Origin of the sequence: Ornithinimicrobium carbonis (genome assembly GCF_050703245.1) — a bacterium.
Taxonomy (GTDB): Bacteria; Actinomycetota; Actinomycetes; order Actinomycetales; family Dermatophilaceae; genus Ornithinicoccus.
The window spans coordinates 3,005,426-3,029,950 of the sequence record NZ_CP192647.1 but is presented as its reverse complement, the minus strand read 5'-3'; the positions used below and the strand labels follow the sequence as shown (position 1 = coordinate 3,029,950).

General features: G+C 72.5%; 21 protein-coding genes, 3 tRNA genes and 3 pseudogenes. 24 read left to right on the top strand and 3 right to left on the bottom strand.

All coding sequences use genetic code 11. From position 1 onward, the window contains the following. The 8 genes from ACQ95T_RS15215 to ACQ95T_RS15180 all read left to right on the top strand — a co-directional run bounded on the left by ACQ95T_RS15215 (nt 1) and on the right by ACQ95T_RS15180 (nt 4,997). Nucleotides 1-1,422, top strand: a complete 1,422-nt coding sequence (locus ACQ95T_RS15215) for a 3-oxoacyl-ACP reductase (protein ID WP_425944100.1) — start codon at nt 1-3, stop codon at nt 1,420-1,422. Then, nucleotides 1,422-2,381, top strand: a complete 960-nt coding sequence (locus tag ACQ95T_RS15210) for a MaoC family dehydratase (RefSeq protein WP_425944098.1) — start codon at nt 1,422-1,424, stop codon at nt 2,379-2,381. Before ACQ95T_RS15215 ends, ACQ95T_RS15210 begins: the two co-directional genes overlap by 1 nt. A 106-nt stretch (nt 2,382-2,487) precedes the next feature. Then, nucleotides 2,488-2,560, top strand: a tRNA-Thr gene (locus ACQ95T_RS15205). 34 nt (nt 2,561-2,594) lie between these two features. Then, nucleotides 2,595-2,671: transfer RNA gene (locus ACQ95T_RS15200), tRNA-Met, on the top strand. A 43-nt stretch (nt 2,672-2,714) separates the two neighbouring features. Continuing rightward, nucleotides 2,715-2,882 carry a 50S ribosomal protein L33 gene (gene rpmG, locus ACQ95T_RS15195; protein WP_425944096.1) on the top strand — a complete coding sequence of 56 codons (168 nt, stop codon included), beginning with the start codon at nt 2,715-2,717 and terminating at the stop codon, nt 2,880-2,882. Nucleotides 2,883-2,968: 86 nt separating this feature from the next. Beyond that, entirely contained in the window at nt 2,969-3,415 is a 447-nt protein-coding gene (locus ACQ95T_RS15190; protein WP_425944094.1) for an FAS1-like dehydratase domain-containing protein, read from the top strand. Next, a complete protein-coding gene (locus ACQ95T_RS15185) occupies nt 3,415-3,855 on the top strand; it encodes a MaoC/PaaZ C-terminal domain-containing protein (protein WP_425944092.1) in 441 nt (146 codons plus the stop codon). The genes ACQ95T_RS15190 and ACQ95T_RS15185 overlap by 1 nt, the downstream gene beginning before the upstream one ends. Beyond that, entirely contained in the window at nt 3,852-4,997 is a 1,146-nt protein-coding gene (locus ACQ95T_RS15180) for a UDP-N-acetylmuramate dehydrogenase (protein WP_425944090.1), read from the top strand. The genes ACQ95T_RS15185 and ACQ95T_RS15180 overlap by 4 nt, the downstream gene beginning before the upstream one ends. On the opposite strand, the pseudogene ACQ95T_RS15175 reads toward ACQ95T_RS15180, so the two are convergent. Next, nucleotides 4,994-6,051 (bottom strand): annotated as a pseudogene (locus tag ACQ95T_RS15175) (adenosine deaminase). The gene ACQ95T_RS15180 and the pseudogene ACQ95T_RS15175 sit on opposite strands and share 4 nt — an antisense overlap. A gap of 162 nt (nt 6,052-6,213) precedes the next feature. Between ACQ95T_RS15175 and ACQ95T_RS15170 the strand changes: the two are divergent. The 5 genes from ACQ95T_RS15170 (at nt 6,214) to argG (ending at nt 11,203) form a co-directional block, all read left to right on the top strand. After that, the gene (locus tag ACQ95T_RS15170) at nt 6,214-7,155 is read left to right on the top strand and encodes an ABC transporter ATP-binding protein (protein WP_431473054.1); all 942 of its coding nucleotides are present in this window, start codon (nt 6,214-6,216) and stop codon (nt 7,153-7,155) included. Then, complete coding sequence (locus ACQ95T_RS15165; protein ID WP_425944084.1) at nt 7,152-8,039, top strand: hypothetical protein; 888 nt, start codon at nt 7,152-7,154, stop codon at nt 8,037-8,039. Before ACQ95T_RS15170 ends, ACQ95T_RS15165 begins: the two co-directional genes overlap by 4 nt. Before the next feature lies 1 nt (nt 8,040). Continuing rightward, nucleotides 8,041-8,964: an ABC transporter ATP-binding protein gene (locus tag ACQ95T_RS15160; RefSeq protein ID WP_425944082.1), complete on the top strand. Its 924-nt coding sequence runs from the start codon at nt 8,041-8,043 to the stop codon at nt 8,962-8,964. Beyond that, entirely contained in the window at nt 8,961-9,671 is a 711-nt protein-coding gene (locus tag ACQ95T_RS15155) for an ABC transporter permease (RefSeq protein WP_425944080.1), read from the top strand. Before ACQ95T_RS15160 ends, ACQ95T_RS15155 begins: the two co-directional genes overlap by 4 nt. 80 nt (nt 9,672-9,751) lie before the next feature. Continuing rightward, nucleotides 9,752-11,203, top strand: a complete 1,452-nt coding sequence (gene argG / locus ACQ95T_RS15150) for an argininosuccinate synthase (RefSeq protein ID WP_425944078.1) — start codon at nt 9,752-9,754, stop codon at nt 11,201-11,203. Nucleotides 11,204-11,339: 136 nt separating this feature from the next. Here the strand turns inward: argG and ACQ95T_RS15145 are convergent. Further along, a pseudogene (locus tag ACQ95T_RS15145) lies at nt 11,340-12,561 on the bottom strand (pyridoxal phosphate-dependent aminotransferase). A gap of 109 nt (nt 12,562-12,670) precedes the next feature. On the opposite strand from ACQ95T_RS15145, the gene ACQ95T_RS15140 reads away from it, so the two are divergent. The 8 genes from ACQ95T_RS15140 (at nt 12,671) to ACQ95T_RS15105 (ending at nt 18,095) form a co-directional block, all read left to right on the top strand. After that, a tRNA-Trp gene (locus ACQ95T_RS15140) sits at nt 12,671-12,743 on the top strand. Between the two features lie 99 nt (nt 12,744-12,842). Next, nucleotides 12,843-13,094, top strand: a complete 252-nt coding sequence (gene secE, locus ACQ95T_RS15135; RefSeq protein WP_425944074.1) for a preprotein translocase subunit SecE — start codon at nt 12,843-12,845, stop codon at nt 13,092-13,094. 68 nt (nt 13,095-13,162) lie between these two features. Then, complete coding sequence (locus ACQ95T_RS15130) at nt 13,163-14,116, top strand: transcription termination/antitermination NusG family protein (RefSeq protein ID WP_425944072.1); 954 nt, start codon at nt 13,163-13,165, stop codon at nt 14,114-14,116. Nucleotides 14,117-14,210: 94 nt separating this feature from the next. Beyond that, nucleotides 14,211-14,642, top strand: coding sequence for a 50S ribosomal protein L11 (gene rplK / locus ACQ95T_RS15125; RefSeq protein WP_425944070.1), 432 nt, complete (start codon nt 14,211-14,213; stop codon nt 14,640-14,642). Between the two features lie 163 nt (nt 14,643-14,805). Continuing rightward, a complete protein-coding gene (gene rplA, locus ACQ95T_RS15120; protein WP_425944068.1) occupies nt 14,806-15,516 on the top strand; it encodes a 50S ribosomal protein L1 in 711 nt (236 codons plus the stop codon). Between the two features lie 100 nt (nt 15,517-15,616). Next, a complete protein-coding gene (locus ACQ95T_RS15115) occupies nt 15,617-16,645 on the top strand; it encodes a GTP pyrophosphokinase (RefSeq protein ID WP_425944066.1) in 1,029 nt (342 codons plus the stop codon). Then, nucleotides 16,642-17,514 (top strand): hypothetical protein, encoded by an 873-nt coding sequence (locus tag ACQ95T_RS15110; RefSeq protein ID WP_431473053.1) that lies wholly within the window; start codon nt 16,642-16,644, stop codon nt 17,512-17,514. The genes ACQ95T_RS15115 and ACQ95T_RS15110 overlap by 4 nt, the downstream gene beginning before the upstream one ends. Next, nucleotides 17,499-18,095: a hypothetical protein gene (locus ACQ95T_RS15105; protein ID WP_431473052.1), complete on the top strand. Its 597-nt coding sequence runs from the start codon at nt 17,499-17,501 to the stop codon at nt 18,093-18,095. The genes ACQ95T_RS15110 and ACQ95T_RS15105 overlap by 16 nt, the downstream gene beginning before the upstream one ends. Nucleotides 18,096-18,143: 48 nt before the next feature. On the opposite strand, the gene ACQ95T_RS15100 is transcribed toward ACQ95T_RS15105, so the two are convergent. Then, the gene (locus ACQ95T_RS15100) at nt 18,144-19,103 is read right to left on the bottom strand and encodes a P1 family peptidase (protein WP_425944062.1); all 960 of its coding nucleotides are present in this window, start codon (nt 19,101-19,103) and stop codon (nt 18,144-18,146) included. A gap of 287 nt (nt 19,104-19,390) precedes the next feature. Here ACQ95T_RS15100 and rplJ point away from each other — a divergent pair. The 3 genes and pseudogenes from rplJ to rpoB form a co-directional block, all read left to right on the top strand. Further along, nucleotides 19,391-20,032 (top strand): annotated as a pseudogene (gene rplJ, locus ACQ95T_RS15095) (50S ribosomal protein L10); the annotation flags it as partial. 175 nt (nt 20,033-20,207) lie between these two features. Further along, a complete protein-coding gene (rplL, locus tag ACQ95T_RS15090; protein WP_425944058.1) occupies nt 20,208-20,606 on the top strand; it encodes a 50S ribosomal protein L7/L12 in 399 nt (132 codons plus the stop codon). A gap of 399 nt (nt 20,607-21,005) precedes the next feature. Continuing rightward, nucleotides 21,006-24,482 carry a DNA-directed RNA polymerase subunit beta gene (rpoB, locus tag ACQ95T_RS15085; RefSeq protein ID WP_431473051.1) on the top strand — a complete coding sequence of 1,159 codons (3,477 nt, stop codon included), beginning with the start codon at nt 21,006-21,008 and terminating at the stop codon, nt 24,480-24,482. The last annotated feature ends 43 nt before the right edge of the window (nt 24,483-24,525 follow it).

Genomic DNA, 24,525 nt, shown 5'->3' with positions numbered 1-24,525 from the left:
ATGGCCGACCTCGTGCAGCTGCTCACGTCCAACCCGCTCGCCCGCCAGCTGGGCGTGCCCCAGCCGACGCGGCTGCGCCGCGGCCGGACCCTGCCGACCGGGCCGGTCGTCGTGGGCGCCGCCGGCGGGTCGCCGACCCTGGTGCGGCGGACCCTGGACGTCCTGGGGGTCTCCGCCGAGGAGGCCCTGGTCGACACGCCGGAGACGCGCGTGACCGAGACCACCGACGAGGGGAGCACCCGGGAGGTGCCGGCGCCCTACCCCGGGAAGATCGGGGCGGTGCTCGTGGACGCGACCGCCGCGACCGCCCTGGAGGACCTGGAGGCCCTGCGCGGCGTCCTGCGCCCGGCGCTGAAGGCTCTCGAGGCCTCGGGCCGGGTCGTCGTCGTGGGGGTGGAGCCGGAGACGGCCGGGGGGCCGGTGGCGGTCGCCGTCCAGCAGGCCATGGAGGGCGTGGTGCGCAGCGTCGGCAAGGAGCTGCGCAGGGGTGCCACCGCCAACCTCGTGCGGGTGGACCTGCTCACCGACGCCCCGACCACCCCGACCGACCTGGCCTCGACGCTGTCCTTCCTCCTGGAGGGGCGCTCGGCCTACGTCTCCGGACAGGTGCTGCACGTCGGTCACGCCGACGAGGCGCGCGTCACCGAGATCACCTCCGAGCGGCCGTTCGAGGGTCAGGTCGTCGTCGTCACCGGCGCCGGCCGCGGCATCGGCGCCAGCATCGCCGAGACCTTCGCCCGGGACGGGGCCATGGTCGTGGCGGTCGACGTGCCGGCCGGTGGTGAGGGCCTGTCCCAGGTGGCCAACGGCATCGGCGGGACCGCGCTCCAGCTGGACATCACCGCTCCCGACGCCGGCGAGCGCATCGCCGGCCACGTGGCGCAGCGGTTCGGCGACGCGGCCAGGATCCACACGATCGTGCACAACGCGGGCATCACCCGCGACCGGCTGCTCGTCAACACCGACGAGGAACGCTGGGGCAGCGTGCTCGAGGTCAACCTGGCCGCCCAGATCAGGATCAACGAGGTGCTGCTGGATCCCGGCCTGTCCGGCGGGCTGGACGACGGCGGGCGGATCGTCGGGGTCGCCTCGACCTCCGGCATCGCCGGCAACCGCGGGCAGGCCAACTACGCCGCCTCCAAGGCCGGGGTCGTCGGCCTGGTCCGGGCGATGGGCTCCGACGCACGCCTCGCCGACCGTGGCATCACGGTCAACGCCGTCGCCCCCGGGTTCATCGAGACCGAGATGACGGCGAAGATCCCCGTGGCGACCCGCGAGATCGGCCGGCGGATCAACTCGCTGCAGCAGGGCGGTCAGCCGGTGGACGTCGCCGAGACCATCGCGTGGTTCGCCCAGCCCGCCAGCGCCGCCGTCACCGGCCGGGTGCTGCGGGTCTGCGGCCAGTCGCAGCTGGGGGCGTGATGGGCGACGTCGACGTCCGTCTCCTCGACGGACCACCCAGCATCCCGGCCCTGTTCGCCCGGGCGGTCGCCACCTCCCGGGGTCGCCGCGGCGCCGCCGGGAGCCTGCCCCGCCACCGACTCGTCCTTCCCGGGGTCGAGCAGGACCTGGCCCGCCTGCGCGACTACTGCGAGGTCACCGGTGACGTCCTGGGGGACACCGTGCCGGCCACCTGGCTGCACGTGCTCACCTTCCCCCTGCAGGTCCGGCTCATGGCGGACCGGTCCTTCCCGTTCGCCATGGTCGGGATGGTCCACGTGGCCAACTCGATGACCCTGCACCGTCCGGTCCGGGTCGCCGAGACGCTCGTGCTCTCGACCTGGACCGAGAACCTGCAGCCCCACCGGCGCGGCCACACCGTCGACCTGTGCGGCGAGGTGCGCGTGCAGGACGAGGTTGTCTGGGAGGGCCGCAGCACCTACCTGGCCCGGTCGAGCTCCTCGGACGACCAGCAGGCGGAGCAGGACCGGCCGAACCCCTCGTCGGAGGGGTCGGACGGCCCGGTGCCGACGGCCGAGATGGCCCGCTGGCGCCTTCCTGCGGGGCTGGGGCGGCAGTACGCCGCCGTCTCGGGCGACGCCAACCCGATCCACCTCACCGGCGTGACCGCCAAGGCGTTCGGCTTCCCGCGCGCGATCGCGCACGGGATGTGGACGCACGCCCGGGTGCTCGCCGCCGTCCGGCCCCGGGTGCCGGAGGTGGCGACGGTCGACGTGCAGTTCCGCAAGCCCGTCCTGCTGCCGTCCACGGTGGTGCTGCGCGGGGAGCTCGAGCCCGACGGCGCGCGCCTGGCCGTCACCGACCGCGACGGCGGCCGCCTGCACCTGACCATGCAGGTGGGGCGGGCCGCGTCGGCCACCGGGACCGACGTCGACGCCGGTGAAGGGGGGACCTCCGACGCCGGTGACGGCCGCCCGTGAGGCCGTCCACCGATGCCGGACGGGACGTTTTGGACTGCCCGGCACGGTCGTGTAAAGTTGCGGATCGCTGCCTGCGGGCCGGAAGGGCCGGCAGGAACGACAGTCCGCCCCCATAGCTCAGTCGGTAGAGCGTCTCCATGGTAAGGAGAAGGTCAACGGTTCGATTCCGTTTGGGGGCTCTGGCCGGCCGACCCGACGTGGGTCGCCGCCCGAGGCGGGATAGCTCAGCTGGTTAGAGCGCACGACTCATAATCGTGAGGTCGCGGGATCGAGCCCCGCTCCCGCTACCACCCCGACAGCAGCACCCCATCGTTCCGAGAGCAGGTTTGCACCGTGGCCAAGAGCACCGACATCCGCCCCAAGATCACCTTGGCGTGCACCGAGTGCAAGGAGCGGAACTACATCACCAAGAAGAACCGGCGGAACCACCCCGACCGGCTCGAGATGGCGAAGTTCTGCCCGCGCTGCGGCAAGCACACCGCCCACCGCGAGACCCGCTGACCCGGGTCGAGCAGCACGAGGCCGTCACCCCCGCCGGGGTGGCGGCCTTCGTCGTCCGGGAGCGCGTCCCCACTAGGCTGACCGGCATGCCTGTCAACACCGACTACGCCGGTCGGGAGTACCCGCCCGCCGGGCCGTTCCCGGTCACGCGCGAGGAGATCGTCGCCTTCGCCGAGGCCCTCGGGTCGACCAACGGGGCGCACCTCGACCCCGGGACGGCCCGCAGCCTGGGTCACGCCGACGTCGTGGCGCCTCCCACCTTCGCGGTCCGCCTGGCCCAGCGCTGCGAGGCGCAGCTCGTCCAGGACCCGGAGGCCGGCATCGACTTCTCCCGGGTCGTGCACGGCGAGGAGGGGTTCACCCACCACCGCCCGATCGTCGCGGGGGACGTGCTCACCGGGACCCTGCACGTGGACCGGATGCGGGAGGCGGGAGGCCACGGGATGGTCTCCACCCGCGTCGAGCTCACCGGTGCCGACGGTGGGCCGGTGACCACGGTGACCTCCACGATCGTGGTGAGGGGGCAGGGCTGATGGGACCCGACCGCGAGACCGCCGGGGGCACACCCACCGGGACCCCCGGTCCCGACGTGCTGCGCCGCACCGTCACCGTCGACCGTGCCCGGCTGCTCGCCTACGCGGACGCGTCGGGCGACCAGAACCCGATCCACCAGGACGCCGGGTTCGCCCGGTCCGTGGGCCTGGAGGACGTCATCGCGCACGGCATGTGGACGATGGGTGCCGCCCTCGACGTCGTCACCTCCTACGCCGGCGGCGACCCCGCGCGCGTCCTGTCGTGCTCCACGAAGTTCACCGGCATGGTCGTCGTCCCCGAGGGAGAGACGGTCGAGGTGCTGGTGCAGGGCGTGGTGAAGCGCTCCGACGAGGAGGCGGGCACCCGGACCCTGGAGCTCACCGTCACCTGCGGCGGCCAGAAGGTCCTCGGCCGCTGCCAGGCCGTGGTGCGGGCATGACGCAGCCCGCCGGCTCCCCCGCCGTCGACCCCGCGGCACACCCCCCGCTCGCCGAGCTCACCACCATGCGGGTGGGCGGGCCCTCCCGACGGGTGGTCGTCGCGACGACGGAGACCGAGCTCGTCGACGCGGTCCGCGAGGCGGACGGCGCCGGTGAGCCGCTGCTCGTCGTCGGCGGCGGGTCCAACCTGCTCGTGGCCGACGAGGGCTTTCCGGGCACCGTGGTCCTCGTCCGGACGCGCGGCATCGAGGTCCCGCAGGACTCGGCCTGCGGAGGCGTCACCGCGACGGTCGCGGCCGGCGAGGTCTGGGACGACGTGGTGGCGCACGCCGTGGAGCACGGCTGGTCCGGCATCGAGGCCCTCTCCGGCATCCCCGGGTCGACCGGGGCCACACCGGTGCAGAACGTCGGTGCCTACGGCCAGGAGGTCGCCCAGACCGTCGCCCAGGTGCGGGTGTGGGACCGCCTCGAGCAGCGCGTCCGCACGATGTTCGCCGCCGACCTGGAGTTCTCCTACCGCCACTCGGTCCTCAAGGAGTCCATGCTGGGCGCCGACGCCCCCGGCGGGGCGGTGACACCGCGCCACGTCGTGCTGTCGGTCACCTTCTCGCTGCGCCCCACCGAGCTCTCCCAGCCGATCGGGTATGCCGCGCTCGCGGACGGTCTGGGGGTGCCCCTCGGGGGGCGCGTGCCCCTCGCCGACGCCCGGGCCGCGGTGCTGGAGCAGCGGGGCCGCCGAGGCATGGTCCTGGAGGCCGCCGACCACGACACCTGGTCCTGCGGGTCCTTCTTCACCAACCCGATCCTCACGCTCCACGCCATGGCCCGGCTGCGGGCGCGCGCGCAGGAGCACCTCGGCGCCGGGGGACCGGTGCCGCCGCAGTTCCCGGCCGGCGACGAGGCCCACGTCAAGACCTCGGCCGCGTGGCTGATCGACCGGGCGGGGTTCCCCAAGGGCTACGCGACCGTGCAGGGCCGTCCCGCCGGCCTGTCGACCAAGCACACCCTGGCCGTGACGAACCGCGGGTCCGCCCGCGCGGCCGACGTGCTCGAGGTGGCCCGGGAGGTCCGCGACGGGGTCGAGCGCGTCTTCGGGGTCCGCCTCGTCAACGAGCCGGTGCTGGTCGGGCTCCAGCTCTAGACTGGTCGGGCTCCAGCTCTGGAGGGGCCGTCTCTCCGCCCGTCCACCCCGTCCACCCCGTCCACGTCGCGCGTCTCGTCCGCGTCGTGCGGGTCGCCCGCCAGCCAGTCGTCGACGGCCGTCAGGAGCCCGGCCCGCACCGCGGCCGGAGCCGAGGAACCACGCACCGACGCGCGGGCCAGCTCGGCCAGGACCTCGTCCGGCAGGCCCTGGTCCCGACGGGCGCTCTCGTACTGGGCGACCAGGCGGCTGCCGAAGAGCAACGGGTCGTCCGCGCCGAGGGCCACCCGGGCCCCCGCGTCGAGGAGCCGACGGAGGGGGACGTCGGCCAGCGTGGGGTAGACGCCCAGCGCGACGTTGCTGGTCGGGCAGACCTCCAGGGTCACCTCCTCCTGCACCACCCGCGCCAGGACGGCCGGGTCCTCGGCGGCGCGGACACCGTGACCCAGCCGGTCGGGCCGCAGGTGCTCCAGGGCGACGTGCACGTGGTCGGCCCCCAGCAGCTCGCCGGCGTGCGGCACGCTCGCCAGCCCCGCCCGCGCGGCGATCCGGAAGGCCGGGGCGAACTCGCTCGTCATACCCCGTCGTTCGTCGTTGGACAGCCCGAACCCCACGACCGTGCCAGCGCCCTCGCCCGCGTGCCGGGACGCCAGCCGGGCCAGCGTGCGGGCCTCCAGCGGGTGCCGCATCCGGCTGGCCGCGACCACGACGGCCACGTGGGTCCCGGTGTCCGCGCTCGCGGTCCGCGCCTCGTCCAGGACGATCTCCAGCGCCGGGGTGATGCCGCCGACGAAGGGGGCGTACGACGTGGGGTCCACCTGCAGCTCGAGCCAGCGCGAGCCCTCGGCGGCGTCGTCCTCGGCGGCCTCGCGCACGATGCGGCGCATGTCCGCCTCGCCGCGCACGCACGCGCGGGCGGCGTCGTAGAGACGCTGGAAGCGGAACCACCCGCGCTCGTCTGCCCCGACAGCTGCGGGGGCCAGTCGCTGGTGAAGGCGTGCGGGAGACGCAGCCCGTGCTGCTCCGCGAGGTCGCGCACCGTCGAGACCCTCATCGACCCGGTGAAGTGCAGGTGCAGGTGCGCCTTGGGCAGCGTGCGCACCGGACGGGTCATGGTCCGTGTCTACCTCATGGTGCGGAACCTTCACCCGTCCACCCCGACCCGTTCAGGCGATCCCCACCCCACCGGGCACCCGCGGGGGATACTGTCGCCGCCATGGGTGTCGTCGAGACGCAGGGGCTGGGCAAGCGCTACGCCGCCGGCTCCGTCGTGGCCCTCGAGGACCTGACGCTCGACCTCGGTGGCGGAGTGACCGGCCTCGTCGGGGCCAACGGGGCGGGCAAGTCGACCCTCATCAAGATCCTGCTCGGTCTGCTCCGGCCCACCAGCGGGTCGGCGCGCGTCCTGGGGCACGACATCACCGGGGCCGGTCCGCAGATCCGGCAGGTGGTCGGCTACCTGCCCGAGCACGACTGCCTGCCGCCCGACATGCGGGCGATCGACTTCGTCGTGCACATGGGGCGGATGTCGGGCCTGCCCGCCGCCGCGGCCCGGGAGCGCGCCGCCGACGTCCTGCGGCACGTGGGCCTGGCCGAGGAGCGCTACCGCCTCATGGGCACCTACTCCACGGGGATGAAGCAGCGCGCCAAGCTGGCGCAGGCCCTGGTGCACGACCCGCGGCTGGTGATGCTCGACGAGCCCACCAACGGCCTGGACCCGGCGGCCCGGGACGACATGCTGGGGCTGATCCGCCGCATCGGCCACGACTTCGGCATCCCCGTGCTCGTCACCTCCCACCTGCTCGGCGAGCTGGAGCGGGTCAGCGACCACGTCGTGGTCCTAGACGCCGGTCACCTGCTGCGCTCGGAGTCCACCCGGTCCTTCCTGGGGGACACGGGCGTCCTCGTCGTCGAGGTGCTCGAGCCGGCCGGGCACGGCTCGGACGCGCAGGCGCGGGAGGGACGGGCGCTGGCCGGCCGGGGCCTCGTCTGCCGCCCGCGCGGGACGCTGCTGGAGATCGACCCGACGACGACCGCGCCGGACGTGCTCCGCGACCTCGTCCGGGACACCGCGGTCGACCTGGGGCTGGGGCTGGTGCGGCTGCAGGCCAAGACCGGTCAGCTCGAGGACGTCTTCCGCGAGGAGGCGGCCCGATGAGCGGCGCGCCCGGGCGGCAGGGCGTCATCCACGACATCGGGTACCGCAGCTACGGGGGGCCGCGGGTCGGGACGGGTGGGATCGCGCGCTCCCTGCTGTGGTCGGGGGTCCTGGCGGTGTTCGGGTTCGGACGGTCCGGAAAGGCCAAGATCCTGCCCTTCGCCCTCCTGGCGATGAGCATCGTCCCGGCCGTCGTGCTGGTGGGCATCATGGCCTTCATCGGGCTGGGGCCCGAGCTGCTCAACTACGCCGGCTACACCCAGAACACCGCCTTCCTCGTGGCGCTCTTCGTCGCGGCCCAGGCGCCGGTCCTCTTCTCCCGCGACCTGCGCTCGGGGGTGATCAGCCTCTACCTGGCCAGACCGCTGGGGGCGGCGCAGTTCGCGCTCCTGCGGTGGTCGTCCCTGCTGCTGTCGATCCTGGCCTTCGTCGTCACCCCCCTGCTGATCCTCGTCGTCGGCGGCCTCGCGGCGGGGGCGGACCCGGGGGAGGAGCTGCCCAAGGTGGCCGTCGCGATCGGAGGCGCCGTCCTCCTGGCGGTCATGCTGGCCACGGTCGCGGCGCTCGCGGCGTCCTGGACCATGCGCCGGGGGCTGGCGGTGGGCGGCACGATCATGGTGCTCCTCATGGGGCTGGGCATCACCGCGGCCCTGCAGGAGGTCGCCTCGGGGGAGGGCCAGGACCGGCTCGCCACCTGGCTCGGGCTGCTGTCGCCCTTCGTCGTCGTCGACTCCGTCCAGGCGGGGCTGAGCGACGCCGCCCCCGTCTACCCGGCACCGGCCGGCACGGCGGGCACGGCGCTGCTCATGCTCGCCGTCGCCTTCGCCCTCGTCGTCCTGGGGCTGGGAGCCCTGGTCCGTCGCTACCGCAGCAAGGGGTCCTGAGGTGAGCGAGCTCGTGCTGGAGAAGGTCTCGCGCTGGTACGGCAACGTCGTGGCGGTCAACGACGTGTCGATGACGATCGGGCCGGGGGTCACCGGCCTGCTGGGTCCCAACGGCGCCGGCAAGTCCACGCTGATCGCGATGATGGCCGGGTTCCTGGCCCCCTCCGCCGGCACGGTGACGCTGGACGGCACGCCCGTGTGGCGAGAGGTCGGCACCTACCGCCACCTGGGTCTCGTCCCCGAGCGCGAGGTCAGCTTCTCCTACCTGACCGGCCGCCAGTTCGTCCGCGCGAGCGCGGAGCTGCACCGGCTGCCCGACCCCGGTGACGCGGCGGCCCGCGCCCTGGAGGAGGTTGACCTCGTCGAGGCGGCCGACCGGCCGATCAGCACCTACTCCAAGGGGATGCGCCAGCGGGCCAAGCTGGCCTCGGCCCTGGTGCACGAGCCCCGCGTGCTCCTCCTCGACGAGCCGTTCAACGGTGTCGACCCGCGCCAGCGGATGCACCTGATGGACCTGCTGACCCGGATGGGGGAGCAGGGTCGGGCCGTGCTCTTCTCCAGCCACATCCTCGAGGAGGTCGAGCACATCGCCCGCCACGTCGAGGTGGTCGTCGCCGGCCGGCACGCCGCCAGCGGGGACTTCGGAGCCATCCGCCGGCTGATGACCGACCGGCCCTCCCACTACACCGTCCGCAGCAGCGACGACCGGCTGCTGGCCGCCGTCCTCATGCGGGAGCCGAGCGTGCGGGCGGTCGGCCTGGCCGAGCTGGCCGGCGGACCGGCGACGACCGTCGAGGTGACGGACACGGGCGGGTTCAGCCTCGCCCTGCCCCGGCTGGCCCGGGAGCACGGCATCACCGTGCGCGAGCTGCTGCCCACGGACGAGTCCCTGGAGTCGGTCTTCACCTACCTGGTGCAGTCGTGAACGCCACCATCATGCGGCTGGCGCTGCAGGCGCTCGCGGGACAGCGGCGCGGGCTGCTGCTCGCCGGCCTGCCGCTCCTGCTCGTCGCCACCGCCGGGGTGCTCCGGGCGCTCACCGGGGGGCCGGTCAGCGCCTCCCTCGTGGTGCTCGAGCTCGGGCTGGCCCTGGTCGTCCCGCTCGTCGCCCTGCTGGCGGCCAACGGCGTGCTCGGCCCGGAGATCGACGACGGCTCGGTCGTCTACCTGCTCTCCACCCCCGTGAGCAGGTATGCCGTGGCCCTGTCCAAGTTCGTCGTCGCCGCGGGCGTGAGCGTGCTGCTCGGGGCCGGCGGCCTCGCGGCGACGGCGTTCGCGGGCGGGCTGAGCGGGCGGTGGGTGGCGACGGCAGCTTTCCTCGGGGCGGTGGCCGCCGTCCTCTATACGGCACTCTTCACCGCGATGTCGGCCGCGACCCGGCACGGCATGATCGCCGGGCTGGTGTACGTGCTCATCGTCGAGGGTCTCCTGGGGGGACTCCTGGTCGGGGTGCGCTACGTCTCGGTCCGGTCCCTGGTCCAGCGGCTCGGAGACGCCGCGACCGAGGTGGACGTCCCGCCGGTGGACCTGTCGACGACCTACGCCGTGGTCGCCTCGGTCGTGGTGCTGGTCGTGGGCGTGCTCCTCGCGGGCTGGCGGCTGCAGCGCTTCCAGCTGCGCGGGGACGAGTAGCGGACGGACCGGGGCCCGCTGCGGCATACCCTGACCTGCGGATTGCATATCTATGCGAAGGTCCGCATACACTGATCGGCATGTCCAAGGTCTTGACGAGCATCCCCGTCGGTGAACGTGTCGGCATCGCCTTCTCCGGCGGTCTCGACACCTCGGTGGCGGTCGCGTGGATGCGGGAGAAGGGGGCCGTGCCCTGCACCTACACGGCGAACATCGGCCAGTACGACGAACCGGAGATCGACACCGTCCCGGCCCGGGCGCAGGAGTACGGCGCCGAGATCGCCCGACTGGTCGACTGCCGGCCCGAGCTCGTCGAGGAGGGTCTGGTCGCCCTCGCGTGCGGCGCCTTCCACATCCGCTCCGGCGGGCGCACCTACTTCAACACCACGCCGCTGGGCCGGGCCGTCACCGGCACGATGCTCATCCGGGCGATGAAGGACGACGGCGTCAACATCTGGGGCGACGGCTCGACCTTCAAGGGCAACGACATCGAGCGGTTCTACCGCTACGGCCTGCTGGCCAACTCCAACCTGCGCATCTACAAGCCCTGGCTGGACGAGGCGTTCGTCCACGAGCTGGGCGGTCGCGACGAGATGAGCCAGTGGCTCTCCGAGCGGGACCTGCCCTACCGGGCCAGCAAGGAGAAGGCCTACTCCACCGACGCCAACATCTGGGGCGCCACGCACGAGGCCAAGTCGCTGGAGCACCTCGACGTCGGCATCGAGCTGGTCGAGCCGATCATGGGCGTGCGCTTCTGGGACCCCGAGGTGGAGATCCCCACGGAGGACGTCACCGTCTCGTTCAAGGACGGGCGGCCGGTGGCCATCGACGGGGACGACTTCGACGGCGACGCCGTGGCCCTGGTGATGAAGGCCAACGAGATCGGCGGGCGGCACGGGCTGGGCATGGCCGACCAGATCGAGAACCGGATCATCGAGGCCAAGTCCCGGGGCATCTACGAGGCACCGGCGATGGCGCTGCTGCACATCGTCTACGAGCGGCTCGTCAACGCGATCCACAACGAGGACACCATCGCCGCCTACCACGACCAGGGCCGGCGCCTGGGGCGGCTCATGTACGAGGGCCGCTGGCTGGACCCGCAGGCGCTGATGATCCGCGAGTCGCTGCAGCGGTGGGTCGCCTCGGCGGTGACCGGTGAGGTCACGCTGCGGCTGCGGCGCGGCGAGGACTACTCCATCGTCAGCACCGGCGGCCCGGCCTTCTCCTACCACCCGGACAAGCTCTCGATGGAGCGGGTCACCAACGCCGCCTTCGGCCCGACGGACCGGATCGGCCAGCTCACGCTGCGCAACCTGGACATCGCCGACTCGCGCGCGCGCCTGGAGCAGTACGTCGGCATGGGCCTGCTCGGCAGCGGCGGGGCCGCCGCCTCCGCGATGGGCCTGGCCACCACCTCGCTCGTCGGTGAGCTGACGCCCGGCGGCGCCGAGCGCATCGCCGGCGGCGTGGGTCCGACCGAGGACGAGGAGGAGGCCCTCGACTGGGCCGCGATGGAGTTCGGCACCGACTGAGGTCGCCCGACACGACGAAAGTCGCCCGGATCAGGGGAAATATCCCCCGATGCGGGCGACTTCCGTCGCCTCGACCCGGCCGGCCACCGGCCCGTCCGGCCACCGGCCCGTCCGGCCACCGGTCGTCCGGCCAGGTTCAGCGGGCCTCGCCCAGCAGCGCCTGGATCCGGCCGACGCCCTCCTTGAGGTCCTCGTCCCCGAGGGCGTAGCTCAGCCGCAGGTAGCCGCTGGGGCCGAAGGCCTCACCGGGCACGACGGCCACCTCTACCTCGTCGAGGATGAGCGCGGCCAGCTCCGCGGACGTCTGCGGGGTCCGGCCCCGGATCTCCTTGCCCAGCACGCCCTCCACCGAGGGGTAGGCGTAGAACGCCCCCTGCGGCACGGGGCAGTGCACGCCCTCGATCGCGTTGAGCATGTCCACCATGAGGCGTCGGCGACGGTCGAAGGCCGTGCGCATCTCCTCGACGGCGTCGAGACCGCCCTCCAGGGCCGCGATCGCGGCCCGCTGTGAGACGTTGGCGACGTTGGAGGTCGCGTGGCTCTGCAGGTTGGTCGCGGCCTTGACCACGTCCGCGGGGCCGATCATCCAGCCCACGCGCCACCCTGTCATCGCGTAGGTCTTCGCGACGCCGTTGAGCACCACGCAGGTGTCGGCCAGCTCCGGGACGAGGACCGGCATGGAGGGCGCCTGCGCCCCGTCGTAGAGCAGGTGCTCGTAGATCTCGTCGGTGACCACCCAGATGCCGTGCCAGGGCCCAGCGGCCGATGGCCTCGACCTGCTCGGGCGGGTAGACGGCCCCGGTCGGGTTGGAGGGGGAGCAGAAGAGGAGCACCTTGGTGCGGTCCGTGCGGGCCGCCTCGAGCTGGTCCACGGACACCAGGTATGCCGCGTCGGCCCCGGCGAACACGTCCACCGGCACGCCGCCGGCGAGCCGGATCGCCTCCGGGTAGGTGGTCCAGTAGGGGGTGGGCAGGAGCACCTCGTCACCGGGGTCGAGGAGGGTGGCGAAGGTGTTGTAGACCGCCTGCTTGCCGCCGTTGGTGATGAGCACGTTCGCCGGCTCCACGGCATACCCCGAGTCGCGCCGGGTCTTGGCCACGACGGCCTTCTTCAGGTCGGGCAGGCCGCCGGCGGGGGAGTAGCGGTGGTTGACCGGCTGGCGTGCGGCCTCCGCCGCGGCCTCGACGACGTAGTCGGGCGTGGGGAAGTCGGGCTCTCCGGCGCCGAAGCCGATGACCGGGCGACCCTCGGCCTTCAGTGCCTTGGCCCGGGCGTCGACCGCCAGGGTGGCCGACTCGGCGATGGAGCCGATCCTGGCGGAGATGCGGGGCGTGGGGGTCTGCGTCTGCTCGCTCACCCGTCCATCTTTGCACCTGGGGAGGGGCTCACGTAGACTGCCTGTTCGGGTGTTCGCACCGTGCGTCAGCCTGCCCCCCACCGGCGGCCGGCGCAGCACCACCCGGTGAAGGGCATTAGCTCAATTGGTAGAGCACCGGTCTCCAAAACCGGCGGTTGGGGGTTCGAGTCCCTCATGCCCTGCGCGAGCGGTCAGATCCGCACGACCCGGCGCAGGTCCGTACGACCGGGCGCCGACCGCGCTCGACGACAGGCTATAGACAGCACGAGGAGAGGCGATCCGTGGCGAACCCGGCCCACGACACCGAGGGTGTCGCGCGTGGTGGCGGCCCGACCGGCACCGGTCAGCCGGCCCGCCCGTCGTCCTTCGTCGAGCAGGTCCTGGCCGAGCTGCGCAAGGTCGTCCAGCCCACGCGGCAGGAGCTGATCACCTACACCATCGTGGTGCTCGTCTTCGTCGCCGCGGTCATGGGCTACATCTTCGGCCTGGACCAGCTGTTCCGAGGGCTGATGGGACTCGTCTTCGGGTCCTGAGCAGCACCACCGAGCACCCGCGCCGCGACCCGTGGTCGCGACGACGACACCGTATGAGGAAGTAGGGCATGGCCGAGCAGACCCCCGAGACCGACGTCCGCCTGGGCGCCGGCGACCCCTCCGTCGACGAGGGCACCGCCGAGCAGTCCGTGCAGGAGGCCGACCTGGCGGCGGCCGAGCGGTTCGACGCCGCCCCGGACGACGAGCAGACCGAGCCCGGCACCGACGTCGCCGACACGACCGCGCCCTCGGACGACATGGACCCCTCCACCGGGACCGACCCCGCCGAGGAGGCCGACCTCACCCCTGCGGTGGACGAGGCCGTCGAGACCGACGACGAGGCCGTCGAGACCGACGACGACGAGCCGGCCGCCGGTGCCGACGACGAGCCGGCCGACCCGCTGGAGGACTTCAAGTCCGTCCTGCGGGGCAAGTTCGGCGACTGGTACGTCGTGCACTCCTACGCGGGCTACGAGAACCGGGTCAAGCACAACCTCGAGACCCGGATCACGAGCCTGAACATGGAGGACTTCATCTTCGAGGTGGAGGTCCCCATGGAGGAGGTCACCGAGATCAAGAACGGCCAGCGCAAGCAGGTGCGCCGCGTGCGGATGCCCGGCTACGTGCTGGTGCGGATGGACCTGACCGACGAGTCCTGGGGCGCTGTGCGGCACACGCCCGGCGTCACCGGCTTCGTCGGCAACGCCCACCAGCCGGTGCCGCTGAGCATCGACGAGGTCGTCTCCATGCTGGCCCCCACGTTCGACACCCCGGCCGCCGCCGGATCGGGCGCCCCGGCCACGGGCGCCGCCGGCGCCGGGTCCTCGGCCGGCGGTGCCTCCGGTGGCCAGGTCGACTTCGAGGTCGGCGAGTCGGTCACCGTCATGGAGGGTCCCTTCGAGACCCTGCCCGCGACGATCTCCGAGATCATCCCCGAGAGCAACAAGCTCAAGGTGCTCGTCTCCATCTTCGGCCGGGAGACCCCGGTCGAGCTGTCCTTCAACCAGGTCGCGAAGCTCTGAGCCTCCGCCCTGCGTCCGCCCGGCGTCGACCGACGTCGGGACTGCAACCGGGTCATCGCCCACGGCGTCGGCCCACGACAAGGAAGTAGTTCGCATGCCCCCCAAGAGCAAGAGGGTCTCCGGCTTCATCAAGCTGCAGATCCAGGCCGGTGCGGCCACCCCCGCGCCCCCCGTCGGCCCGGCCCTCGGTCAGCACGGTGTCAACATCATGGAGTTCGTCAAGGCGTACAACGCCGCGACGGAGTCCCAGCGCGGCAACGTCATCCCCGTGGAGATCACGGTCTACGAGGACCGCTCCTTCACCTTCGTCACCAAGACCCCGCCGGCCGCCGAGCTGATCAAGAAGGCCGCCGGCGTGGCCAAGGGCTCCGGCGAGCCGCACAAGACCAAGGTCGCCACCCTCACCGACGCCCAGCTCACCGAGATCGCCGAGATGAAGATGCAGGACCTCAACGCCAACGACGTGGACATGGCCAAGCGGATCATCGCCGGTACCGCCCGGTCGATGGGCATCACCGTCCAGTGATCCACCACCCGGGTATGCCGCCCGCCCCCTGGGGCGGACCGCGCACCCGGGACCCGGGAGACCGGGAGGGTGCGCACCGGTGCACCCTCCCGCCACCCCACCCCGTGGCAGGGCCTGCTTCGGCCCGTCCGACCACACCTCCCACCACCACCAAGGAGTGCACATGAAGCGCAGCAAGGCCTACCAGGCCGCCGCCGAGAAGATCGAGGACGGCAGGCTCTACGGCCCCGTCGAGGCGGTGCGGCTCGCCAAGGAGACCGCCACCACGAAGTACGACGCGACCATCGAGGTCGCCCTGCGCCTGGGTGTCGACCCGCGCAAGGCCGACCAGCTGGTCCGTGGCACCGTGAACCTGCCCAACGGCACCGGAAAGACCGCCCGCGTCCTGGTCATCGCCAACGGTGACAAGGCCGAGGCCGCCCGTGAGGCGGGCGCGGACTTCGTCGGCTCGGACGACATGATCGAGAAGATCGCCGGCGGCTGGACCGACTTCGACGCCGTCGTGGCCACCCCCGACCTCATGGGCAAGGTCGGTCGCCTGGGCAAGGTGCTCGGCCCCCGCGGCCTCATGCCGAACCCCAAGACCGGCACCGTCACGATGGACACGGCCAAGGCCGTGACCGAGATCAAGGGCGGCAAGATCGAGTTCCGCGTGGACAAGCACGCCAACCTGCACTTCATCATCGGCAAGGTCTCCTTCGACGAGGCCGCCCTGGTCGAGAACTACGGCGCCGCCATCGACGAGGTCCTGCGGCTCAAGCCGTCCAGCTCCAAGGGTCGCTACGTCACCAAGGCGACCGTGGCCACGACGATGGGCCCGGGCATCCCGGTCGACCCCTCGCGCGTGGGCAGCACCTCCACCGAGAGCGAGTGATCCCGGCCGGCGTCGCCGGTCATCACCCGTCCCGGAGCCCGGGGAGCGATCCGCTCCCCGGGCTCCGGCGCGTCCGCCCGGGTGCGGCAGGATGGTGCCCATGAGCGGCGGACCCGATCCCCAGGACCTGCGGGCCTCGGTGGACGCCTACGTCGCCCACCTGCCCGAGCTGGAGGTGGCCACGTACGGCTTCGTCCGGCTGGTGACCGACCTCCTCGACGACGCCGGGGTCAACTACCTGTCCGTCACGGGGCGCACCAAGAGCGTGCAGTCCTTCGCCGCCAAGGCAGGACGCACCCACGACGGCAGGCCGGTCTTCCCCCGGCCGCTGGCCGAGATCACCGACCAGATCGGCCTGCGGGTGATCACCTACGTGCGCGACGACGTGGAGATCGTCGCCGAGCTGCTCGCCTCCACGCTCGCCGTGCTCGAGGACCGGGACATGGGCCGGGAGACGGCGGACCAGGGTGCGTTCGGCTACGCCAGCCGCCACCTGCTCGTCGCCGTCGACGCCTCCCGCTCGCTCACCCCGGAGCGCGAGCTGCTGCGGCCCTACACCGCGTCCGTCCAGGTGCGGACCGTGCTGCAGCACGCCTGGGCGGAGTTCGAGCACGACATCCGCTACAAGGGGACCGTGCCCGTGGAGCACGCCTCCGACCTCAACCGCCGGTTCACGCTCGCCGCCGGCCTCCTCGAGCTGGCCGACCGGGAGTTCTCTGCGATCCGCGACCGTCTCCAGGCGATGCCCGCGGTGCCCTCCGAGGCCGACGGGGACGACCCGCGGATCGGCGCGCAGGAGCTGGCGACCTTCCTCGCCGGCCGCTTCCCCGGGGCCGGGTGGTCGCGCACCGAGCACTACGGCTGGATCGCCGGGCTGCTGCTCGAGCTGGGGATCACCTCCCTGGAGGAGCTGGGCGCCCAGCTCGCGGGCATCGACACCGAGGCGGTCAACGCGACGATGGGCTACCGCTACCCGCCGGCCGCGGTGCGGCGGCTGGACGACGCGCTGCTGTCGCTGCACGGCCCGGCCTACCTGGAGCTGCACGGCAACGCCCACCGTGCCGAGCAGCTGCGGGAGCGGCTGGGCACGCTGCGCGCCGCCGGCCCGGACGAGGGCGGGCCCCGGTGAGCGAGGGTCGGCCGCAGGCACGGCCCGGACGGACGGAGGGCGGGCCGCGCGGAGGCGACAGCCGGGGCGAGCCGGCGTCGGTGCGCTGGTACCACCGGCTCGTCACCGCGGACACGGAGGCAGAGGAGCAGCTGGGTGGCGCCCGGCGGGTGGCGTCCGGAGGGCTCCGGCTCATGGCGGCGAACGCGCTCCAGAGCGCCGGCGACCAGGTGGTGAACGCCAAGACGGTGCTGCCGTGGCTGCTGACGCTCCTCGGTGCGCCCGCGGCGCTGGTCGGCCTGCTCGTGCCGGTGCGGGAGTCCGGGTCCATGCTGCCCCAGGCGGCGCTGACGCCGTGGGTGCTGCGGGCACCGCGGCGCACCCGGGTCTGGATGGTGGGAGCGACCGGCCAGGGACTGGCCACCCTCGGGATGGCGGCGGCCGCCACGTTCGCCGAGGGCCTGCTGGCCGGCGTCCTCGTCGTGACCGCGCTCGCGGTGTTCGCCCTGGCCCGGGCCCTGTGCTCGATGGCTTCCAAGGACGTCCAGGGCCGGGCCGTGCCCAAGGGCCAGCGCGGCCAGGTCACCGGCATCGCCACCGCCGTCTCCGGCATCGTGGCGGTCGTGCTCGGCGTGGCGCTGCAGCGGCTGGGGCAGGACCTGGACGTCGCCGTGCTGGCGGCTCTGCTCGTCGGGGCGGCGCTCACCTGGTTCATCGGCGTCGCGGTCTACGCCGGCATCCCCGAGAGCCCCGAGGGTCCGTCCAGCGACCCTCGTGGGGGGAGGAGGGCAGGCCCGGACGCCGGAGGGCAGCGACGCGGGGAGGGCAGCGGGCCGGGCGCGAGGACCGGGGGACGGGCGCCGGGTCGTCGTGGGTGCGGGACACCCTGACCCTCCTGGGGACCGACCGGGAGTTCCGCCACTTCGTCGTGGCCCGGGCCCTGCTGCTCGTGTCCGCGCTCGCACCGCCCTTCCTCGTGACGCTGGCGGCGGACCGCGGCAGCTCGTGGCTGGCGGGCCTGGGAGCCTTCGTCATCGCCCAGGGGGTCGCGTCCGTCGTCGGGGGACGGGTCTTCGGCCGGCTGGCCGACCGCTCCAGCCGGCTCGTCATGGTGGTCGGTGCGGCGGCCGCCTCGCTCGTGGTCCTGCTCGTCGTGTGGGTGGTGGTCGCGGGGGCCGACGTCCTGGTGCTGCCCGCCCTCGTCGGGGGCTACCTGGTCATCAGCCTGGTCCACGTCGGTGTGCGGGTGGCCCGTAAGACCTACGTCGTCGACATGGCCGAGGGGGACCTGCGCACCCGCTACGTGGCCACCGCGAACACGGCGATGGGGGTCATCCTGCTGGTCACGGGCGCCGTCAGCGCCGGCCTGGCCACCCTGGGGGAGGTGCCGGCCCTCGTCTTCCTGGCCGTGCTGGGTCTGGTGGGTGCGGCGGTCTCCTGGCGCCTGCCGGAGGTGTCCGGGCGGGGCTGAGGAAGATCCACCTCCGCAAGGCCTGGGCGGGCCGGGTGGGGGTCGGTCTCAGAGGTGCGGGCAGCGGTACGCCCGCACCCCGTCTCGGCCCGACGTGGTCACCGCGCTGCGCAGCGAGGCGAGCACGGCCTCCTCGACGACGTCGGCCACCGCCACGAACCAGGCCGAGAGCCACGGCCCGTCCCGACGGGCCGGTCCGGTCGGGTCGGCGGTGCTCCACGCCAGCACGAACTCGCCGGACCCGTGGGCCGTGGGCACCCCGGTGCGGGCGAGACCGTTCTGGGCGCGCCGTGCCAGCCGGCCGAGCTGACGGGAGTCGAGCGGGGCGTCGGTGGCCAGGAGGACCACGACGGACCCGTCGACCGGGTCCGGCCCCCCGCCGGTCCCGGGACCACCCACCCGTCGCCCGTGCAGGACCAGGTCCTGCGCCCGTCCCATGTTGGTGAGGACGAGGGCTCCCAGCGTCCGGCGGCCCCTCCCGTCCGGGTCGAGGACGGGCGTCGAGGAGGTGCCGATCCCGCCCTTCCAGCCGAAGGCCACCATGCCGGCCCCCGCGCCCACCGCTCCCTGCTCGACCCGGTGCCCCGGGTCGGCGGCCCTGGCCGCGGTCACGGCCGCCACCGCATGCCGCGGCCGCACCGCCAGGGTCCGCAGATCGGTGAGCCGCCCGTCGTTGCACTCCAGCACCACCGGGTTGACCGTCGCCGGCCGACCCAGGTCGGGGTGGCGGGCCAGCAGCTCGCGGAGCGCCCCCTCGTGGGCCGCCCCCACCCCGAACGTCCCGGTCAGCAGGACGGGAGCCTCCAGCTCACCCAGTTCGCCCACCTGGCTCAGCCCCACCGGCTTGCCGTAGCCGTTGACGACGTGCACGGCCGCGGGAACGGGTTCGGCGAGCAGGTCGCGGACGTGGGGCAGCACGCACGTCACGCCCGTGCGGACGACCGGCTCCTCCTCGACGAGGGTGACGTGGCCCACCCGTACCCCGGCGACGTCGGTGATGCTGCCCATGGGGCCACCCTGCCACCGGCCAGGGGATTTGGGGTGCTCCCGGCGGATGCCGTACCCTCGATCCATACCCATGACCGCCGGTCGTCGGTGTGCCCGGGTGCCGAGAGGCATCCGCGGGGCGTCGGCCGAAGGCCTCCACGACGGAGCGACCAGCGCAGGATGAAACGAGCCTCGCTCAGCGGGCGACCCTGGTCGCCCCTGCAGCGTCCGAGCCCCGTGCGCCTGCGCCGGGGCTCGTTGTCGTGCGGCCCGGGGGTAGCCGGCACCACGTGACGAAGGAGGCCACCATGGCGACGCCCGAGAAGGCCGCAGCCATTGCCGAGCTGACGGAGAAGTTCCGCAGCTCCGGTGCGGCCGTGCTGACCAACTACCGCGGTCTGACGGTGAGCCAGCTCACCGAGCTCCGCGGCACGATGCGCGAGCACGCCACCTACGCCGTGGTGAAGAACACGCTGACCAGGCGCGCTGCCGCCGAGGCCGGGATCGAGGGCCTGGACGAGCACCTGGTCGGGCCCACCGCGATCGCCTTCGTCGAGGGCGACCCGGTCGCCGTCGCCAAGGGTCTGCGTGACTTCACCAAGGCCAACCCGGCCCTGGTCATCAAGGCGGGGGTGCTCGACGGCAAGCCGTTGACCCCCGAGGAGATCACCAAGCTCGCGGACCTCGAGTCCCGCGAGGTCCTGCTGGCCAAGCTCGCAGGCGCCATGAAGGCGAACCTGAGCAAGGCCGCCTCCCTCTTCGCCGCCCCGCTGTCGCAGACCGCCAGGGTCGTCGACGCGCTGCGCGCGAAGGTCGAGGAGCAGGGCGGTCCCGCCGCCGCGCCGGCCGAGGCCGACGCTGCTCCGCAGGCTCCGGCCGAGGACACCACCGCCGAGGCTCCGGCCGAGGACACCACCGCCGAGGCTCCGGCCGAGGACACCACCGCCGAGGCTCCGGCCGAGGACACCACCGCCGAGGCTCCGGCCGAGGACACCACCGCCGAGGCTCCGGCCGAGGACACCACCGACGTCGCCGAGGGTGGCGACGACAGCTGAGACGACCGTCCGGTCCGACCAGCAGCACCACCCCCCACGCCACTCACGGCACGAGAGAAAGGACGCCATCATGGCGAAGCTGAGCACCGAGGAGCTTCTTGACCAGTTCAAGGAGATGACCCTGATCGAGCTGTCCGAGTTCGTCAAGGCCTTCGAGGACACCTTCGAGGTCACCGCCGCCGCCCCGGTCGCCGTCGCGGCCGCCGGTGCGCCGGCCGCAGGCGGCGGCGACGCCGGTGCGGGCGCCGCCGAGGAGCAGGACGAGTTCGACGTCGTCCTCGAGGCCGCCGGCGACAAGAAGATCCAGGTCATCAAGGAGGTCCGTGCGCTGACCTCCCTCGGCCTGAAGGAGGCCAAGGACCTCGTCGACGGGGCCCCCAAGCCGGTCCTGGAGAAGGTCGACAAGGAGACCGCCGACAAGGCCAAGGAGCAGCTCGAGGGCGCCGGCGCCACCGTCACCCTCAAGTGAGCCCCTTCCGGACGGCCTGACCGTCCGGGACCGCTCCGCCACGGGCGGGGTCGCACCAGCGCATGCGCTGGTTGCGGCCCCGCCCGTCGGGCGTTCCGGGGACGCGACGGCGCGGCGACGGTGCGGCCCACCGGCGCGCACGCTTGACGAACGCCCCCCGGAGGGGCACAGTTGCTGCCACGACGACGCCGTCGCGGCAAGGGGGACGCCGCAGGGGTTGGACGACGTGTGTCTGGACGTGTATGCTGTCGCTTTGCGCTGCCCTGCACCTGCCTCCCGCCCACCGCTGACCGCTGCCGCACGTCGAGACCTCGTCGTGCCCCTCGGTCCGGCACGCGAGGGAGCAGGTCCTGGCCGCGATGAACCTAGCCGCCCCCAGGCCCGTGGAAGGACCAATCCTTGGCTGCCTCGCGCACTGCGAAGAAGACTGTGTCCACCGCTCGTACGGCTTCCGGCCGTCTGAGCTTCGCTAAGATCAGGGAGCCTCTCGAGGTTCCCGACCTGCTCGCCCTCCAGACCGAGAGCTTCGACTGGCTGCTCGGCAACGAGGCGTGGCAGGCGCGTGTCGCCGCCGCCCAGGCCGACGGACGCGACGACATTCCCAGCACCTCCGGTCTGGAGGAGATCTTCGAGGAGATCTCCCCGATCGAGGACTTCTCCGGTTCCATGTCCCTGAGCTTCCGGGACCACCGGTTCGAGGAGCAGAAGTACTCCATCGAGGAGTGCCAGGAGAAGGACATGACCTACTCCGCGCCGCTCTTCGTGACCGCGGAGTTCATCAACAACTCCACCGGTGAGATCAAGAGCCAGACCGTCTTCATGGGCGACTTCCCGCTCATGACGCCGCCGCGCGGCACGTTCATCGTCAACGGGACCGAGCGGGTCGTCGTCTCCCAGCTGGTCCGTTCCCCGGGCGTCTACTTCGAGCGCAGCCTCGACAAGACCTCCGACAAGGACATCTTCTCGGCCAAGGTCATCCCCAGCCGCGGTGCCTGGCTGGAGTTCGAGATCGACAAGCGTGACCAGGTCGGCGTGCGCGTGGACCGCAAGCGCAAGCAGAGCGTCACGGTGCTCCTGAAGGCCCTGGGCATGTCCGAGGCCGAGATCCTCGAGCAGTTCGGCGACTACGAGTCGATCCGGGCCACCCTGGAGAAGGACCACACCGCCGGCCAGGACGAGGCGCTGCTGGACATCTACCGCAAGCTGCGTCCGGGCGAACCGCCCACCAAGGAGGCCGCCCAGAACCTGCTGGACAACCTCTACTTCAACCCCAAGCGCTACGACCTGGCCAAGGTCGGCCGCTACAAGGTCAACAAGAAGCTGGGGCTGCAGGCGCCGCTCGGCGAGTCCGTGCTCGGTCTGGACGACATCGTCTCCACGATCCGCTACATCGTCGCGCTGCACGCCGGGGAGACCACCCTGGACGCGCCGGCCGGCGAGCTGCCGGTCGAGGTCGACGACATCGACCACTTCGGCAACCGTCGTCTGCGCAGCGTCGGCGAGCTCATCCAGAACCAGGTCCGCACGGGCCTGTCCCGGATGGAGCGCGTCGTCCGCGAGCGGATGACCACCCAGGACGTCGAGGCGATCACGCCGCAGACCCTGATCAACATCCGGCCCGTCGTCGCCTCCATCAAGGAGTTCTTCGGCACCAGCCAGCTGTCCCAGTTCATGGACCAGAACAACCCGCTCTCCGGGCTGACGCACAAGCGTCGTCTGTCCGCGCTGGGTCCGGGTGGTCTGTCGCGTGACCGTGCCGGCATGGAGGTCCGTGACGTCCACCCCAGCCACTACGGTCGCATGTGCCCGATCGAGACCCCCGAGGGTCCGAACATCGGTCTGATCGGCTCGTTGGCCTCCTACGGGCGGATCAACCCCTTCGGCTTCGTCGAGACCCCCTACCGGCGGGTCGCCGACGGCAAGGTCACCGACGAGGTCGACTACCTCTCCGCCGACGAGGAGGACCGCTTCGTCATCGCCCAGGCCAACGCCCAGCTCGGTGACGACGGCACCTTCCTCGACGAGCGCGTGCTCGTGCGGGCCCACGACGGCGAGGCCGTCGACGTGCCCGCCAGCGAGGTGGAGTACATGGACGTCTCGGCGCGCCAGATGGTGTCGGCCGCGACGGCGATGATCCCCTTCCTGGAGCACGACGACGCCAACCGCGCGCTCATGGGCGCCAACATGCAGCGTCAGGCCGTCCCGCTCGTGCGGGCCGAGGCTCCGCTCGTGGGCACGGGTATGGAGCACCGCGCCGCCCTGGACTCGGGCGACGTCGTGCGCGCCGGCAAGCCGGGCGTGGTCCAGGAGGTCTCCGCCGACCTGGTCACCGTGGCCAACGACGACGGCACCTACACCTCCTACCGCATCGGCAAGTTCACCCGCTCCAACCAGGGCAACTGCTACAACCAGCAGGTCCGCGTGGACACCGGGCAGCGGGTCGAGGCCGGCGGTCTCATCGCCGACGGACCGGCCACCGACGGCGGGGAGATGGCTCTGGGTCGCAACCTGCTGGTCGCGTTCATGCCGTGGGAGGGCTACAACTACGAGGACGCCATCATCCTCTCCCAGCGCATCGTCCAGGACGACGTGCTCTCCTCCATCCACATCGAGGAGCACGAGCTCGACGCCCGGGACACCAAGCTGGGCCCGGAGGAGATCACCCGGGACATCCCGAACGTCTCCGACGAGGTGCTGGCCGACCTCGACGAGCGCGGCATCATCCGCATCGGCGCCGAGGTGCGCGACGGCGACCTGCTCGTCGGCAAGGTCACGCCCAAGGGTGAGACCGAGCTGACGCCGGAGGAGCGCCTGCTGCGCGCCATCTTCGGGGAGAAGGCCCGCGAGGTGCGCGACACCTCGATGAAGGTCCCCCACGGCGAGACCGGCACCGTCATCGGCGTCAAGGTGTTCGACCGTGAGGAGGGTGACGAGCTGCCCCCGGGCGTGAACCAGCTGGTCCGCGTCTACGTCGCCAACAAGCGCAAGATCACCGACGGCGACAAGCTGGCCGGCCGCCACGGCAACAAGGGCGTCATCTCCAAGATCCTCCCGGTGGAGGACATGCCCTTCCTCGAGGACGGGACCCCGGTCGACGTCGTGCTCAACCCGCTGGGCGTGCCCGGCCGGATGAACATCGGCCAGATCCTGGAGCTGCACCTGGGCTGGGCCGCCGCGCAGGGCTGGAAGATCGAGGGCGACCCGGAGTGGGCCGATCTCATCCCGGCGGACGCCCGCGAGGCCGAGCCGCGCACCCGTGTGGCCAGCCCGGTCTTCGACGGTGCCCGCGAGGAGGAGATCACCGGTCTGCTGGAGTCGACCACCCCCGCGCGGGACGGTCAGCGCCTCATCGGTGCCAGCGGCAAGGCGAAGATGTTCGACGGTCGCTCCGGCGAGCCCTACCCGGACCCGGTCTCCGTCGGCTACATGTACATCCTCAAGCTGCACCACCTCGTGGACGACAAGATCCACGCCCGCAGCACGGGGCCGTACTCGATGATCACCCAGCAGCCGCTGGGCGGGAAGGCGCAGTTCGGCGGTCAGCGCTTCGGCGAGATGGAGGTCTGGGCCCTGGAGGCCTACGGCGCCGCGTACGCCCTGCAGGAGCTGCTGACGATCAAGTCCGACGACGTCACCGGTCGCGTCAAGGTCTACGAGTCCATCGTCAAGGGCGACAACGTGCCCGAGCCCGGCATCCCCGAGTCCTTCAAGGTGCTCATCAAGGAGATGCAGTCGCTGTGCCTGAACGTGGAGGTCCTCTCCTCCGACGGCACGCAGATCGACCTGCGCGAGTCGGACACCGAGGTGTTCCGCGCGGCCGAGGAGCTCGGCATCGACCTGTCCCGGCGGGAGCCGAGCAGCGTCGAGGAGGTCTAGGCCGGGGGCGCGCACGCGCCTGCCCCCGGTGGAACGAGGTCGC

Coding starts and splice junctions, on each gene's coding strand:
- ACQ95T_RS15215 (WP_425944100.1), top strand. CDS start 1: ATGGCCGACCTCGTGCAGCTGCTCACGTCCAACCCGCTCGCCCGCCAG.
- ACQ95T_RS15210 (WP_425944098.1), top strand. CDS start 1,422: ATGGGCGACGTCGACGTCCGTCTCCTCGACGGACCACCCAGCATCCCG.
- ACQ95T_RS15190 (WP_425944094.1), top strand. CDS start 2,969: ATGCCTGTCAACACCGACTACGCCGGTCGGGAGTACCCGCCCGCCGGG.
- ACQ95T_RS15185 (WP_425944092.1), top strand. CDS start 3,415: ATGGGACCCGACCGCGAGACCGCCGGGGGCACACCCACCGGGACCCCC.
- ACQ95T_RS15180 (WP_425944090.1), top strand. CDS start 3,852: ATGACGCAGCCCGCCGGCTCCCCCGCCGTCGACCCCGCGGCACACCCC.
- ACQ95T_RS15170 (WP_431473054.1), top strand. CDS start 6,214: ATGGGTGTCGTCGAGACGCAGGGGCTGGGCAAGCGCTACGCCGCCGGC.
- ACQ95T_RS15165 (WP_425944084.1), top strand. CDS start 7,152: ATGAGCGGCGCGCCCGGGCGGCAGGGCGTCATCCACGACATCGGGTAC.
- argG (WP_425944078.1), top strand. CDS start 9,752: ATGTCCAAGGTCTTGACGAGCATCCCCGTCGGTGAACGTGTCGGCATC.
- ACQ95T_RS15130 (WP_425944072.1), top strand. CDS start 13,163: ATGGCCGAGCAGACCCCCGAGACCGACGTCCGCCTGGGCGCCGGCGAC.
- rplK (WP_425944070.1), top strand. CDS start 14,211: ATGCCCCCCAAGAGCAAGAGGGTCTCCGGCTTCATCAAGCTGCAGATC.
- rplA (WP_425944068.1), top strand. CDS start 14,806: ATGAAGCGCAGCAAGGCCTACCAGGCCGCCGCCGAGAAGATCGAGGAC.
- ACQ95T_RS15115 (WP_425944066.1), top strand. CDS start 15,617: ATGAGCGGCGGACCCGATCCCCAGGACCTGCGGGCCTCGGTGGACGCC.
- ACQ95T_RS15100 (WP_425944062.1), bottom strand. CDS start 19,103: ATGGGCAGCATCACCGACGTCGCCGGGGTACGGGTGGGCCACGTCACC.
- rplL (WP_425944058.1), top strand. CDS start 20,208: ATGGCGAAGCTGAGCACCGAGGAGCTTCTTGACCAGTTCAAGGAGATG.